Source organism: Paenibacillus sp. DRB1-1, from assembly GCF_052119485.1.
In the GTDB taxonomy this organism is placed as follows: Bacteria; Bacillota; Bacilli; order Paenibacillales; family Paenibacillaceae; genus Paenibacillus; species Paenibacillus polymyxa_B.
This window is the reverse complement of record NZ_JBODQH010000001.1, coordinates 2,715,313-2,731,353: the sequence shown is the minus strand read 5'-3', so window position 1 is coordinate 2,731,353 and position 16,041 is coordinate 2,715,313. Positions and strand designations below refer to the sequence as shown.

Sequence of the window (16,041 nt, the reverse complement as noted above, 5' to 3'; positions counted from 1 at the left end):
CCTTAACGCAAACGTAGCCTCGGATCTATCGCCGTCTGGACCACATCCACCAAACACTGAACTCCTACAATTAAAAATACGGCGAAAATAACATACCCCTGAATCACCGGATAATCTCGCTGGGTAATCGCATCTATAAAATACTTGCCCAACCCCGGCCATGAAAAAATGGTCTCGACGATGACATTACCTGCCAACATAAATGATAGATTGGTACCTAGCAGTGTAATCATAGGCAGAACCGCATGCTTAAATATCTCAAAAAACAGGATATGCATACGTGAAAAGCCTCGAGCCTTCGCTGCTTTCACAAAATTCCGGTCACCCAGCTCCAGCATTTGAGCGCGCAGTACACGGGCTTGCACCGCTCCCAAACCTGCGCCAAGAGTCAGCGCTGGGAGCACTAGATGCGCCCAGTCCTCCCTTCCCATGGATGGGAGCCAGCCCAGGCGAACGGAGAATAGATAGATCAACAGAAACCCAAGCCAAAAAGAGGGAATCGACGATCCCAGCAGGGCAAACAGCCTGCCCAGACGATCCAGTGGGCCGCTGATTTTTAGCGAGGCAGCCAGTCCCAGCCCCAGCGTAAGCACCGTCATGACGGCAAAGCCCGCAGCAGCTAGCTCCACAGTAGCAGGCAGTCTGTTCCATAGTTCGGCTAGCACGGATTCCTTGGATACATACGAGGTGCCCCAATGCCCTGTGAACACATCTCGCAGCCAGTTCACATATTGAATATGAAGCGGCTCGTTTAAGCCCAGTTCCTGCCGTAGCGTCTTCAACGCCTCCTCAGAGGCAGGGACATTATGCGCGGTGAGCAAAATGGTAGCAGGGTCACCAGGAGCCAGCCGCATCAGTACAAAAGTCAGCGTGGATACAACGAATACAATGATGAGCAGCTGCGCCACACGTTCCAGTATAAAACGAATCATAGGATACGCAGCTCGTTATTCCGCAATATCAGATTGCGCTGTAATGTAGTAATACTCGATTGGATGGGGTGTAAAACCCTCCACCCCTTTTTTCACACCAAACACATTATCAGGATGCACAATGAACGACTGTGGCAAATCCGCATTGATGATATCCAGCGCTTGTAGTGTCACAGCATTACGCTGCGCTGTATCCTTCGCCAGCTTCAAGCTGTTAAGAATACTCTCTAGCGGTTTGGAACTATATCGGCTTACATTGGCTTCGCTTTTCGAAGAATAAAACATGTCCATAAAATATTGCGGCTCTCCTGTATGAGCAGTAAGCATACTGTACATAGCAAAATCCCAATCGTTTTTGGTCAACGCCTCGTCGATATTTTCCACCTTGCGAATCTTGACCTGGATTCCCTCTTTCAGCAATTGGCTTTGGATGACCTCAGCCATAACAGAGAGCTCCGGACGCTGAGGGAAAGTCAGCAGCGTAACCTCGAACGGCTTGCCTTGCTTAGTCCATGTCCCTTGGGCGTCCTTCTGCCAGCCATCCTTCGTCAACAGCTGCTCTGCCGTTCCCCCCAGCGCTTTACGCTCAACTTTACCAAAGGGAAGAATGCTCGGGAACGGACTGCTTGCTTCCGTACCGAAGCCTCTCATGACGGCGCTCACAATCGATGTGCGCGGAATCAGGCTGTCCACCACCTTACGGTTCGCCGCATCCTTGAATACTGGCGATTCCATATTGTACACGATCATATGGGTGCGCAAGGAGGGAGCCGACAGTACTTGTAGCTTGTCGTTCTTTTTCAGCACCTCTGCGTTATCAACCGGAATATCGGTCGCTACGTCCACCTCGCCGGATTGCAGCGCCATCAGGCGCGAATTCCCGTCCGTAATGAACTTCATCGTCGCTTCAGCCAGTCGTGCCTTCTCGCCCCAATATCCGTCATAACGCTCTACGACCAACGATTGGTCCTTGTTGAACGCTTTGATTTTAAAGGCGCCTGTCATCGCTGGGTAGCTCTGCTCATCTTTCATCGATGCCACATCCAGTACAATCGTCGATGGATCAGCTAGATTGGACACCAACGCCGCATTCGGCTGGTTTGTCGTGATTTTCAAAGCCAGCGGGCCGCTTACATCAATGGACTTCACATTCAGTAAATCCTTCGCCAGATGGCTTTTCTCGATAGAGCGCAGTAAAGATGCTTTTACACTTGCTGCATCCATACTCTTTCCATCATGAAAAGTGACTTTATCCTGCAAGCTGAACGTCCAAACTGTAGGACTATCCTGCTTCCACTCTTTTGCCAGCCAAGCCACAGGCTCCAGCTCTTCATTCAAACGTACTAGTGTCTCACCTGCACCGGATCGCATCACATCCCAGCTATTATCTCCGTGCGGGTCAACGCCCGACGGTTTCCATGTATACGCCATTACCAGCTTTTTATCTGTCGCTGTTTGTTGTACTGACGCGTTTTCACCCTTACCGGAGCTATCCGATGTCTTATTGCTGGCACATCCCGAAAGAGCCATAACTGCCAGCAACAGCATCACCCCTGTACATATCAACCATGAACGCCTGCTACGATTGCTAATCATTCGATGAATCCCCCTCTATCTTGTAAAAGCATATAAACCTAACGCAAAACGCGAAAAAAGCATTCCGGACTACTTGATCAGCAGTCAGAAATGCTTTCATTATAAAATGTCAAAACTCACCTCGAAGCCAACTCCAAAAACATAGAAGGGATCAGATCGGTTTCAGACATTCCGTATGCAGCACGCCTAACCACCTCCCCAGCATCCCGTGGGTCTGACAGTGATGTCAAAACAGGCAGGTCTCCTGACTCCAGGCGCATCTTTCAGGCCTTCCCGGTTCTTCACAGTTCCAGTGGCTGTTCTGAAAGCTCCAGCAGTATCCTGCTGATGCCTGTATACAGTGGCGGGCCCGTGTCGGAATCAACCGAACTTCCCTTTTAAGTGAACACGCTCAAAATCCATCTACATGGTCTCAACAAAACCCCGTACACAGAGTCGTCCGGTTCACACCTGTTTTCTTCCTTTATTTCTTTCCATTACGATCTTATTTTGTTGTCACAGGCTTGTCAATAAATGCTGCACAATAATTTAAATTTGAACGATAAGGTAGAAACAAGACGTAACCTCCAATTGCGTGCACGCAATTGAAGTGTTAAAATTAGGTATAGAGATAATCATCGTGTCCGTATACTAAAAAGAGTCTTCGCCGCGCCAACGGCAAAGACTCTTAGGACTTGAAAGGCTGTGGATCACCACCACGGCGCGCTGCATAACTAAATGTCAATGCAAACGAAACCCACCGTTAGGGGCCAACCTAATTACGCGGTGGGTTTTCGCTTGTTCCGAAATTTTCGACGTAGCCAGCGATAAAGTTTACGAATACTAAACACCAGGCTTAGTAACGTAACCATCCAACGCAACACATCGTAGCACGACACAAGTGTGACCATCGGCTTCACCCCCTTTCGGGAAGCTGCACCGTGGTCCGAAAACATCCACCACTATTCAAAATCCATAAGGTAAATTATACCACGACCTTGCCCACTACTCTAGCAAATTCCTCTAGTAAATAAATCAACTTAAGAGTTAACTTTAGCGCCACTGCACAGTCTCTATATGTCCCCAGACGGCAAGGGTATCTACTATTTAGGCAGCGCCTCTCAGAAGAATCAGGAGGAAGGACGCGGCGTGTACTTTACTTCGAAAATCCAAACCCCGATCTTTATACAGGAAGAGGGTTTCATCAATAACTTCATGCTGCTTAATAAATAACCAGTTCTGGATAACTCCATGCCAAAAAGCCGGAAAAGAGGCATACGTCCTCTTTCCGGCTATCTTATTTTTTCCTAATCATCAAACCTTCTGTGGAACCTCCTGAACCGTCACGCTTTTGACCGATTCGCCCTGTTTTCTCGTCAAAACGATGTTCAAGACAATCGCTGTAATCGAGCCCGAAACGATACCATTTTGCAACAGCATTTTGGCAAAGCTCGGCAGCTGGTCGAACATTTGTGGAAGAACGGCAGAGCCTAGGCCCACGGCAATGCTGCATGCTGCGATCAGCAGATTGCTTTCCTTCCGCAGATCCACTTCTGACAGAATAGACATGCCTGATGCAGCGACCGAGCCGAACATGACGATCATCGCCCCGCCCAGCACAGCGTTAGGAATCACTGTCGTTAAGGCAGCCAGCTTAGGAAGCAAACCAAGAACAACCATGATACCGCCGGCAGCAAAAATAACGTTCCGCGATTTGACGCGTGTGAGTGAAATCAGACCAACATTTTGCGAGAAAGCTGTATAAGGAAACGCGTTAAAAATACCCCCAAGCATAATCGCAAGTCCTTCGGAACGCAGACCATTGACGATCTGCTTCTGCTCCACCTTCTGATCAATTGCTTTGCCTACTGCCAAATAAACGCCTGTAGACTCAACCATACTGACAATATTGACGATAATCATCGTACAAACTGCCATAATGCTAAACTCTGGCTTACCAAAATAAAACGGCTGCGCAACACTCAACCATGAAGCCTCCGCCACGGGAGCAAAATGCACCATTCCCATTCCATAAGCAACCACTGTGCCCGCGAACAACCCAATAAGCACGGAAATCGAGCGCAAAAAGCCTTTTGCCAACCGATTCACAAGCAGAATAACCAGTAGTGTGACTAAGGCCAACAGCAAATTACGTGGCTGTCCAAAATCCGCGCTGCCCTGACCCCCTGCTACATTGTTCATCGCCACCGGAATAAGGGATAGACCGATAATCGTAACCACCGAACCCGTAACCACCGTCGGGAAAAAGCGTAGCAGCTTGCCATACAACGGTGCCGCTAACACCACGAATATACCAGACAAAATAATGGCACCATACGCTGTCGCTAAATTTGAGGTCGAAGCAATCGCGATGATGGGCCCTACTGCCGTAAACGTACAACCTAAAATGACAGGCAGTCTACTACCGAAAAAGCGTGTGCCCATAATCTGTAATAATGTAGCAATCCCGCAAGTGAACAGATCGGCAGCCACCAAATAAGCCATCTGGGCTGGCGTCAGGTGCAATGCTCCCCCTACAATTAGAGGTACAGCAATTGCTCCAGCGTACATCGCCATGACATGCTGGAAGCCCAGCGCGAATAACTTTTGTTTACTTAACATCCCACATTCTCCTTAACGGGAGGAATCACCGCGCCAGCTTCCTCTATAAAATGAACCTCGCCTGGTGCCATGGAAGCGATACGCGCAAGAGAGCGCACAGCAATGCCTCTTTGCTCCAACAGTCCACGGCCTTCCTGGAAGCTCTTCTCAATCACACAGCCAACCCCAGCCAGCTCCGCTCCTGCTTCCTTTACAATATCCGTAAGTCCGACCAATGCTGCACCAGTAGCCAAAAAATCATCTACGATCAGTACATGGTCGCTGGCATCGAGATATTTTTGGGAAATACTCACCTGATAAGTTTCCTGCCGAGTGAATGAATGAACCTCAGCGAAGTAGACCTGCTCATTCAGCGTGATTGCCTTCTTTTTCTTCGCATAAATGAACGGGACTCCCAAGGCAATAGCAGTAGCCATAGCAAATTGAATACCACTAGCTTCAATTGTAAGCACCTTGGTGATCGGAGCACTGCCGAAAAGGCGTGCAAACTCCTTACCAATCTCCAATGCTAATGCTGTATCTACCTGATGATTCAAAAATGAATCTACCTTTAATACGGTGTCAGATAAAATCTGTCCCTCTTGACGAATACGTTCCTCCAAAGCTTTCATTATGCGAGTATCGCTCCTTCTGTACTTTAAAATAGTATAAAACCTGCCAAAACCAAAAAAAGGACAGGCTCCCTTGAGTTGTTTCTCAAGTGAAGCCTGTCCTTGGGGTTATAATCCCTGACGGATTGGCGCACAAATAAATGCCCGCATTCATCCAAAGCCGATGCGCTATCACTCATAGTCGGACGATTACAGTGGTCATCCGGTAGAAACTTTTGGGCCATATCCCCAATATTATACGAGTCATATGAAATTGATATCTTGTATACTACACCCTCTGGCGGGCGGTTTCAAGACTATTTTTCATACAGACAGCGGCATTTGGAGAACCTTCCACAATTGGAATATCGTAAAATCAAATCGACCTTTGTTCAAGATATATATATTGCAAGGACTTTGCATAATCCTGATTGTAGAAAACAGATTAAAAAACAAAAATACATACAAAACAACATTTAATTTTAATTATAATTTTAGAAAACAAAAATAAAACCACAAATTATACTTCCGTTTATGTTGACTGCAAAGAAAAACGGAAGTAGTATGGAGTTAGTTAAGAAAACAAAAGGCAGACTTTCAGGCTGCCAGTATTTTATCCATGCAAGGAGATTGGGTATGAATAATTATCTTGCTGTTGATATTGGAGCTTCAAGCGGAAGGCTCGTAAGCGCAACTCTGCAAGGTGACCAGCTACACTTGCAAGAGCTTCACCGTTTCAATAACTCCTTTACCGAAAAAAACGGACACGATTACTGGAATATCGACGAACTATTGAATGAGATTATTCAGGGCTTGCAAAAAGCTAAACAGACAGGGATTCACTCCTGTACACTCGGCATTGATACATGGGCTGTAGATTACGTGCTGCTTGATCAGAAAGGAAACCGCATTCATGAGGTATACGCTTACCGGGATGCACGTACCCTCCATGCGCCCGACAGGCTGCACCAGATCACCAGTCGAGAGGCTGTGTATGAGAAAACAGGCATTCAGGAACTAAACTTTAATACCCTGTATCAACTGTTTGTCCATGATCGGGAACAGCTTGCCCAGGCGGATAAAATATTGATGGTCCCTGATTATCTGTACTATCGCCTGACAGGCATCATGATCAATGAAATGACGAATGCGTCCACGATGCAGCTTCTCAACGTGAACACCCGAGAGTTTGATGAAGACCTGTTGTCGCTGCTCCAACTGCGGCGCAATCAGTTTTCAGAGCTTGCCGAGCCTGGACGGGTTCTGGGTTCTCTTTTGCCGGAGCTGGTTCATAAATATGATCTTCCGGACTGTCAGATCATTCTTGCGCCTACTCACGATACTGCATCGGCTGTTGCAGGTGTTCCGTCCCAGCGGGAAGAATCTTGGGCTTATATTAGCAGCGGAACGTGGTCACTACTGGGAATGGAACGATCCGAAGCCTTGAATACCAAGGCAGCCATGCAGGCGAACTACACCAATGAATGGGGCGCTTACGGTACGTACCGTTTTCTGAAAAATATTATGGGATTGTGGATGATTCAGGAGGTTCGGAGAGAGGGCGGCTTCGCACATAGCTTTGCCGAATTGGCCGAACTGGCTTCAGCAGAGGCACCGTTTGTCAGTCTCGTCCTCTGTAACCAATCATCCTTCTTAAACCCGGATAGTATGACTGTTGAAATCCAGCGATTCTGTGAAGAAACAGGCCAGCCCATCCCCAGGACGCCGGGCTCACTCGCCCGCTGTATTTTTGACAGTCTGGCCTTAAGCTACCGCGATGCCTTACACGAACTGCAATGTTTAACAGACGAAACAATTACCAGATTGCACATTGTCGGCGGAGGCGCTAACAACGAATTACTATGTCAGCTAACAGCCGATCTTTTGGGAATTGAGGTTCAGGCAGGTCCTTCCGAATCTACGGCCATCGGCAATATTGTCGTGCAATTAATCAGCTCTGGTGCTCTTGAGAATCTCAAAGCTGCTGGCCGAATCATCGCCCGCTCCTTTCCGACTCGGCTATATGAGCCGCAAGCAGTGGAAGACATGCAAGAACTTCTAGATCGCTGGGAGCACCTTAAGAGACAAGCGATGTCCACTATCCACATATCTCAATAAAGGAGTAAAGCCATGAACGAAGCCATTGAAGCCAGTTATAACGAAGCGAAAAAGCTGTATGCCCGCCACGGTATTCAAGTTGACGACATTTTACAGAAGCTTTCACAAATCAAAATATCACTGCACTGCTGGCAGGGAGATGATGTTCAAGGATTTCTGTTCAAAGATAAACAGCTTAGCGGGGGGATTGCCGTAACGGGCAGCTACCCGGGCAGAGCAGGTACGCCGCATGAGTTGCGTCAGGATTTAGAAAAAGCTCTATCACTTATTCCGGGTAAACACAAGGTCAATCTGCACGCAATCTATGCGGACACCACTGAACAAGTGGGTCTGGATCAACTGGAGCCACGCCATTTTCAGAACTGGGTAGACTGGGCCAAACAGCAAGGGCTCGGGCTTGATTTTAATCCAACTCTGTTCTCCCATCCCAAAGCGGAAGACGGCTTCACACTGAGTCACAAGGATTCGGAAATCCGTGATTTCTGGATCACACACTGCAAAAAATCACGCAGGATTGCAGAGCATTTTGGCAAAGAACTCGGTCAGCCCTGTGTCACAAACCACTGGATGCCGGATGGCTATAAAGATACTCCGGTTGATCGGTTGGCTCCAAGAGAACGTCTGCGTGATGCGCTGGACGAAATTTTCAGCGAGGAAATCAGTGAGGAATACAATATCGATGCGGTTGAAAGCAAGCTGTTCGGCATCGGTTCGGAAAGCTATGTCGTCGGCTCCCATGAGTTCTATATGGGCTACGCCCTAACGCGGGGTAAATCTATCTGTCTTGATTCCGGTCACTTCCATCCGACGGAAGTCATTTCGAACAAACTGTCCTCTGTGCTGATGTTTACCGACCAATTATTGCTCCATGTCAGCAGACCGGTTCGTTGGGACAGTGATCATGTCGTGACAATGGACGACGAATTGCTGGACATTGCCCGTGAGCTGGTTCGCGGTGAATTGCTCTCCCGAACCCATATCGGTCTTGATTTCTTTGATGGCAGTATCAATCATGTAGCAGCATGGGTCATCGGAACACGCAACACGATCAAAGCGCTGCTTCGCGCTATGCTCGAACCGATTGAAGCATTAAGGCAGGCGGAAGAGGAACGGGACTTTACCACTCGTCTTGCTCTGGTCGAAGAGTTTAAATCGTATCCGTTTGGTGCCATATGGGATTACTATTGCGCTCAAAACGGCGTTCCCGTTCGTGAGGAATGGCTGGCCGAAGTAAAAAACTATGAACAACAGGTACTGCTGAAACGGTAACTACTGCACTGATAATGCTTATATTCATATCATACAAAGGGAGAGATTATCCATGACTACTGTGCTGGAGAATCAAAAAGAACGAAAATCGGGACTGGATATCCCATTTGTTCGCGAGATGGCGGAAATTACACAAAACATGTGGAAATTCGGCTGGGATGAACGCAATGGAGGTAATGTAAGCTATATTCTGGATGAAGCTGAGGTTGCAAAATATATAGATATTCATCAGGTCATTCGGACGATTAAACCTGCTTTCCCGGTGAATGAACTGGCTGGTAAATATTTTATCGTCACCGGATCAGGAAAATATTTCAAAAATGTAATTGCAGATCCAGAAGCTAACTTAGGAGTCCTTCGTGTCTCCCAGGATGGTGAGCTATTGGAAGTCTTGTGGGGTCTCAAACACGGGGCGGTGCCTACCAGTGAGTTGCCTTCCCATTTTATGGGCCACATTGAGCGCTTGAAGGTCGATCCTAACCATCGTGTTGTGATTCATAATCATGCCACCCATGTTATTGCCATGACCTTCATTCATAGTCTGGACGAAAACCAATTCACCAAAACACTGTGGGAAATGTGTACCGAATGTATTGTCGTCTTTCCAGACGGTATCGGTGTAATCCCTTGGATGGTACCGGGTTCCAGCGAAATCGGCCGCGAAACGGCTAAAAAAATGAAGGATCATCATGCTGTATTATGGCCTCATCATGGCATTTTTGGAACGGGCAGCTCCATTGATGAAGCGTTTGGCCTAATTGAAACGATTGAAAAAGCGGCGCAAATTTATATGCTCATTGCTCACCATGATATTCAGCAACGGATTACAGATCAGGAATTGGCCGATCTGGCCAAAGCCTTCAACGTTACTCCAAAAGAAGGAATCCTGAACGTATAAATGTAGGCTAATCTTCATCTCATAATACAGAACTTAAAAGGCTTCATGGCTCGTCTCCAACCGGCCATGGAGCCTTTGGCATACCTAGTTTTAATTTTATAACCCTAAATTCCAATGAATTAACTTGTAATTGTGCTTTCCTTTATATACAATAAAATCAAAATTCCCTTATCTCCACCAAAGGAGAGGTGACAAGTTATGAAAAGAGTAAAAAATGAAGATCACTTCGACATCGTGGAAGACCATTATTTCACAGCTACCGAACTGGAAAAATCCAGCGCCATTTGGCCAGTCAGACTGGGTATGGATATTTCGAAAACAAGCTGCCATGTCGGTCCCAAGGCTGTTCCTTATTTTTATTTGATTTTTGTACTTGAAGGTCAGGCTGAGTTTATTTATAAGCAACAGAAGTACCGTGTCCAAAAGTCTGATTTATTCTGCTTTTTTCCGCATCTTGCCCATGAATATTACACCGATCACGAGCACCCGTTGCAAAAGGTATGGATTGCCTTTGAGGGACCCAAGTCCCTTGCACTGCTGGAGCGGATCGGAATTAATCCCTCTACGCCATTTATGGCTAACGCAGTGAGCGAGGAAATCCTCGAACTTATCTCCAACCTGTTTTCCATCGTAAACGACAACAACAGACAGGGTAGCGATCTGGCCCGCTTGATTACACTGCATCAGATCTTCGAGGAGTTGTCCCGCAACACATCTGACGTGCTGCGCAACTTTGTATGCTCTGATTATTGGCTCCAGCAGGGGAAAGATTACATTGAAATGCATTATTGTGACCGTGTTACGATTGAGCAAATTGCCGAGCATGTAGGTGTGGATCGTGCGCATTTTTCACGTAAGTTCCATTCCACCTTCCTCATCTCTCCCGCCAAGTATTTGCAAAACCTCAAGATTAACGAAGCCAAAAGATTACTGGAGCAGACAACCTACAATTTGTCGATCATAGCCCAGTCCATCGGCTATACCGATATGTCCACCTTTTCCAAGGCATTTAAGAAAACAGCAGGGATTCCACCGCGTGAGTATCGCTTCCGACATCAGTCCCGGCAAGAGATTCGTACCGTCAACGCTTAGTCGGAATCCAGTAACGTTAAAGAGAGCCACAGTATACGGTGGCTCTCTTTTTATGACCTGATCCTAATTTCCACTTGGTTCTGAGCCCTTTCAACGCTATAATAGGCATCAAACCAACAGGAAAGGTACGTGAAATCCATGCTGCGATTCAATGCGATACGTACGGGCTATCTGCTGGGCATCTCACTGATACTGGCCGCAATTATTTATTTTTTCGCCTCCAATTGGGGCGGACTGGATCGGACATCCAAGATTGTACTTGCTGCTGCGCTTATTGTTCTGTTCTATGGCTTGTCTTTTGTATTTGCACGGATACGTGCTGTTCCCGGCCAACAAGCTTTTCTGTCTAATATGTTTTTGGTGGCTGGCTGTATAGCCTTTGGCGTTTCCGTGGCATTGCTCGGTCAAATTTACAATTCCCATGCGGACAGCTACGGATTGTTTTTCATTTGGTCGGTGCCGGCTCTACTGCTTAGCTGGATTACTCGCTACAATCCTTTTTATATGCTGTCTTATGTACTAATTCATCTTGGTTTGTGGCTTTATTTTTACCCTACGATGCAAAGCGCGCCTTATAGCGAGCTGGAATCGTTGTCCATTGCCGGAATATTCGCAATAGTCAATCTGCTGCTATTTTTATTGACATTCCTTCATCGTATACACTCTGCTCCACTACAATATATGAGCTTTACGGTTTTCCATATAGCCATGTTGGCGATGACCAACTCTTTTGCATTTGATGGGTATGGCCTGGTTATGAATATACCGCATATCGCTGTGATTGCTTTAGGATTTTATATATTTACCAAGGTGCAGCTGAATAAAACGCTGCTGACCTTGAATGCATTGGCACTCTCGGCTTTTGCCGTCTTTAAATTTATAGAGCTGGCTGAGGCGTACTCCTCATCTCTGTTTTTTGTTTTTGGTTTGATTTTTGTGGCGCTACTGCTGACGGGTAACGTGTGGTTTTTCCGTTATTTGAATCGTTTGGGGAAAACACCGCCGGAAGCAGATGAGATATCCAATGAGGAAAAGGGAAGTATCGCGAAATCTGATACAGGGACAACGGACATCAGTACATCAAAGACTGAGACGACCGTTCCCGAGGAACGTGGCAGTGAATGGATCAGCAAAACCGTATCCCGTGTAATCAAAGTGGTTGGAGTGCTGATCGGTAGTATTTCTCTCATCGGATTGATTATGATTAGCACGAATGTAAACCACACCGAATATGTACTGTTGGTTGTGTCGTTGCTGCTTATGATTTCGATGATTGCCATACCGGAATCCAAGCTGGATTCGGTAATACGTTATACACTGCTGACCATCAGCTATATTACAGGCTTGGCGGCCATTCTTTGGTCAGATCAGACGTTGCTTTCGGTATTATTTCTGATCGTTTCCATCGCTGGATGGTTCCGCTCCAAGGGGAAAAGGCAGTTGTTCTTTGCCTACACCTTTGTAAACCTGAATCTGGCGACCATTTTATTTCAGCAGTATCAGGAGTGGGATGGTTGGAACTGGACCTATAAGTTCATCATCTTCTCTCTTTTCATCGTCAATGCGGTGTTATATGGGGTAAGTTACTTTATATTCAAAACGGAGTTAAAAGAACATCTGCGGAATAGCTCATTATTTTTCAGCTTGCTGTTCCTGTTTTGGGCGACGTTTTTCGAGGATGTCATTCCACACTCTTATATGTTCATTAACATTTTTTATTTTGTTATCGTTACCGGGATGGTCTTTGCCTTTGCCCGTCTGAAACAAAAATCGGAGACCATCATGAGCGTTGTCTTCTGGTTTATTTTTATCGGCTTCAAATACTATGATTTATTGTGGACGCTACTGTATAAGTCTTTTACGTTGGCGCTTCTGGGGGTCATTGCACTCGGCTTGACCTGGTGGGCGGATCGGCGAATGGCCCATAGCGGCAAAGCAGCATTTGATGCCGACCACCGCAGCTTTAGCTTCATGCGCTTAAGCCCGTTACTCATCGCTATTGTCATCGTGCTACAGCTGGGGATCATCGGCTATCAGACGGCGAGAAGTGAAACCCTGCTCGCCACAGGGGCTTCCATTAAGCTCAAACTGGCTCCTATAGACCCGCGCTCCCTGCTGCAAGGCGATTATGTGGCACTGAATTACGACATATCTACCCCGCCTTCCAAGACCCCTCTTCAGGAGGAGGAATGGAGCCGAGGCAAGGTCAAAGTCGTTCTCACACCAGATAGCCAAGGAGTATACGTCGCGGATCGCCTATATCAAGATGGTGAAAAACTTACCAGTCATGAGGTCGTTCTAAATGGACAATGGTATGGTTCTCGTATTCTGTACGGTATTGAGAATTATTTCATCCCTGAGGGAACCGGACGTACTGTAGAACAGAACGCACATTTTGCCCATATCCGGGTGAGCCGTAATGGAGACGCACTACTGGAACGTTTAGCGGAAAGCTGACCAGATCGGCGCAGGTAGCAAACAAAGCAGGCTGAACCAAGCTGCTCCATTGCTGGAGCACAACTTGGTTCAGCCTGCTTGTTCTTTTTCGGGCCATCGAGTTACCTCTTATAGATAACCTTTATCCCTGCGCTACGCTTATCCTCGTTTATACATCTCTCGTCCATGATGCTATTTCCTCAATATCCAGCGGCTGAGTCCGGCAACAACCACCAATCAGACGAGCTCCCGCTTCGTACCATTGGCGGGCACTTTGTCCAAACGTCTCTGCACAAGTGCTGCCGTGCCATGTCTTGCTGACCGGGTCATATTCCTCCCCCAGATTGGGATATACCACCACAGGCTTATCCGTGTGGCTGCGTATTTCGTGAATAAGCGATGGAACGAATTTCGGCAAAGTGCAATTGATTCCTACAGCAGCCACTTGCTCATGCCCATTCAGCCACTCAGCACATGCAGCGGCAGACTCACCATTACTGATATGCTGTCCATCCTTTGCGCTAAAGCTGATCCAGGCATACGTGCCAGGGAATTCCTTCAGCAATCGGGCAATGGCCTTGGCTTCAACCAGACAGGGTATCGTTTCACAGGCTAAAATATCTGCACCCGCCTCGATCAGAGCTTTCATACGTGGCCTGTGAAACTCCACTAGCTGTTCCTCGCTCAGCTTGTAATCGCCGCGATACTCTGACCCATCTGCCAAAAACGCCCCGTAAGGGCCAACAGAGGCCGCGACTAGCGGCTTGGGACGATGTCGCTGACTAGCAGTAGCCGTCACGTCAGCCCAAAACTCATCGCGTGCCTGCACAGCAATCCGCACCGATGATTGAATCAGCTCCAGCGCCTCACTTTCGCTTAGGCCCCGTTTAACATAGCCTTCAACGGTAGCCTGATAGCTCGCAGTAATCGCACAGTCTGCCCCAGCTTCAAAATAATCCCTATGTACACGCTTGATCGACTCCGGATGCTCATGGAGGATTTTAGCTGACCATAAGCTATCGTTCAGATCATGTCCATGACGCTCCAGCTCGGTCGCCATGGCGCCGTCCAGCACGATCAGCTGAAATTCGTCCAGTATATGTTGTATCGGATTCATACGGCCCCTCCTGCTCGTCTTTTCTATTTAACCCACTAATCAAGTAGGGTTTAATGATTTACATTATAGCACGGAAGTCGATGAGCACTCACAAAGCCAAGAAATAATCATTTCGTGAAGACGTCCCCTCGCGTTTCATTTGCCATCTGATGTAACGTATAAATTTTTTAAATTAGTTTCATAAGTTAAATTAATTAGATATTGTTCTTTTTTTCACAAAGTCATTTTACTATAAAAGTGCAAACCAACACTTTGGCCAAAAGATCAGGGAATTGCATCGTCACATTCTGCATCGTCATTTATGTGAAAAAAGGTACAAGAGAGGGTTTTATCTATGTCTTTACTAGAAATGATTACAGCGACCTTAACAGATAACAAAATTCTCAGTTCTATCGCTTCCACCGTTTTTATTATCCTTCTTGGTTTCTTTTGCCGGAAGAAGGGGATTTTTAACGCAGCAGTAGGAAAGATGTTATCCAAGGTTGTTCTAACCGTGGCTCTACCAGCACTAGCCTTTAATTCTTTTATGCAGGATATTAATCCCACAATGTTAAAACAAGGAATGAATGTTTTAATATGGGGAATTTTAATTTATATTATTCTCATCTTTATTTCTAAACCGTTCTTCCTGAGCTACAACAAGGATAAACAGGATGTTTTGCGGGTATTAACCATTTTCGGTTCTACTACTTTCTTCGGAATTCCAATTGTCGGAGCCATTTACGGTCCTACCGGAGTGATGTACAGTTCCATTTTTAACATAGGGTACCGCATTTTCTTATACTCCTATGGCTATATCAAAATGAGCGGCTTGAAAATGGAGCTTAAAAATCTCAAAACCATGTTTTTGAATCCCATCGTTATCGCCACGTTTCTAGGCTTGTTTGTTTGGTTGTTTCAAGGTTATTTGCCACAGATGAGTGTAGCTACAGAGGATGGGGCCATTCAGCAGTTCGCCTTTCTAAGAATTGATCAAACCGCTGTCTGGCTGTTCAAGCCCATGACCTACCTAGCTGGACTAGCTTCTCCATTAGCCTGGTTATCGATTGGCTCGACATTGGGGGAGATCAGCTTCAAGTCGGCAGCTACTGATAAGACCTCTTGGTATTACAGCATAGTTAAGGTTTGGCTTGTTCCTATTGTTAACATCGTCTTGCTGGCTTTGTTGACTGTATCTCATATTCTGTCAGTCGATTCTGTCGCTTTAGCTACTATTGTCATCATGATGGCTACTCCTACAGCTACCGTAGCCGCAGCCTATGCCATCAGTTTTGATAAGGAAGCCATATTAACTTCTAATGCATCGCTTCTATCTACTATCACTTCTGTCGTCATGATTCCAGTGTGGATCATTACGCTCAATGTCATTGATAAAATTGGAATTTTCTAAAT

General features: G+C 46.5%; 11 protein-coding genes and 2 riboswitches. Of the genes, 6 read left to right on the top strand and 5 right to left on the bottom strand.

Features of this window, described 5'->3' with window-relative positions; translation table 11 throughout:
* Positions 1–2: 2 nt before the first annotated feature.
* The 4 genes from nikB to ACQW03_RS12085 all read right to left on the bottom strand — a co-directional run bounded on the left by nikB (position 3) and on the right by ACQW03_RS12085 (position 5,740).
* A complete protein-coding gene (gene nikB, locus ACQW03_RS12100; protein WP_441949867.1) occupies positions 3–932 on the bottom strand; it encodes a nickel ABC transporter permease in 930 nt (309 codons plus the stop codon).
* Positions 933–947: 15 nt separating this feature from the next.
* Positions 948–2,528, bottom strand: coding sequence for an ABC transporter substrate-binding protein (locus ACQW03_RS12095; protein ID WP_441949865.1), 1,581 nt, complete (start codon positions 2,526–2,528; stop codon positions 948–950).
* A gap of 217 nt (positions 2,529–2,745) precedes the next feature.
* Positions 2,746–2,949: riboswitch (cobalamin riboswitch) on the bottom strand.
* Between the two features lie 872 nt (positions 2,950–3,821).
* Entirely contained in the window at positions 3,822–5,129 is a 1,308-nt protein-coding gene (locus ACQW03_RS12090) for a nucleobase:cation symporter-2 family protein (protein ID WP_441949863.1), read from the bottom strand.
* A complete protein-coding gene (locus tag ACQW03_RS12085) occupies positions 5,123–5,740 on the bottom strand; it encodes a xanthine phosphoribosyltransferase (RefSeq protein WP_025720187.1) in 618 nt (205 codons plus the stop codon). Before ACQW03_RS12085 ends, ACQW03_RS12090 begins: the two co-directional genes overlap by 7 nt.
* Positions 5,741–5,898: 158 nt before the next feature.
* A riboswitch (purine riboswitch) is annotated at positions 5,899–6,002 on the bottom strand.
* 353 nt (positions 6,003–6,355) lie between these two features.
* Here ACQW03_RS12085 and rhaB point away from each other — a divergent pair.
* The 5 genes from rhaB (at position 6,356) to ACQW03_RS12060 (ending at position 13,553) form a co-directional block, all read left to right on the top strand.
* A complete protein-coding gene (rhaB, locus tag ACQW03_RS12080; RefSeq protein WP_441949860.1) occupies positions 6,356–7,837 on the top strand; it encodes a rhamnulokinase in 1,482 nt (493 codons plus the stop codon).
* Between the two features lie 12 nt (positions 7,838–7,849).
* Complete coding sequence (rhaA, locus tag ACQW03_RS12075) at positions 7,850–9,106, top strand: L-rhamnose isomerase (protein WP_441949858.1); 1,257 nt, start codon at positions 7,850–7,852, stop codon at positions 9,104–9,106.
* 52 nt (positions 9,107–9,158) lie between these two features.
* Complete coding sequence (gene rhaD / locus ACQW03_RS12070; RefSeq protein ID WP_441949856.1) at positions 9,159–10,004, top strand: rhamnulose-1-phosphate aldolase; 846 nt, start codon at positions 9,159–9,161, stop codon at positions 10,002–10,004.
* A gap of 198 nt (positions 10,005–10,202) precedes the next feature.
* Positions 10,203–11,096 carry a helix-turn-helix domain-containing protein gene (locus ACQW03_RS12065; RefSeq protein ID WP_441949854.1) on the top strand — a complete coding sequence of 298 codons (894 nt, stop codon included), beginning with the start codon at positions 10,203–10,205 and terminating at the stop codon, positions 11,094–11,096.
* A 138-nt stretch (positions 11,097–11,234) separates the two neighbouring features.
* A complete protein-coding gene (locus tag ACQW03_RS12060) occupies positions 11,235–13,553 on the top strand; it encodes a GDYXXLXY domain-containing protein (protein ID WP_441952383.1) in 2,319 nt (772 codons plus the stop codon).
* Positions 13,554–13,701: 148 nt separating this feature from the next.
* Here the strand turns inward: ACQW03_RS12060 and mmuM are convergent, their stop codons facing one another.
* Positions 13,702–14,649, bottom strand: coding sequence for a homocysteine S-methyltransferase (mmuM, locus tag ACQW03_RS12055; RefSeq protein WP_441949852.1), 948 nt, complete (start codon positions 14,647–14,649; stop codon positions 13,702–13,704).
* Positions 14,650–14,983: 334 nt separating this feature from the next.
* Here mmuM and ACQW03_RS12050 point away from each other — a divergent pair, with 334 nt between their 5' ends.
* A complete protein-coding gene (locus ACQW03_RS12050; protein ID WP_023990996.1) occupies positions 14,984–16,039 on the top strand; it encodes an AEC family transporter in 1,056 nt (351 codons plus the stop codon).
* Positions 16,040–16,041: the final 2 nt, after the last annotated feature.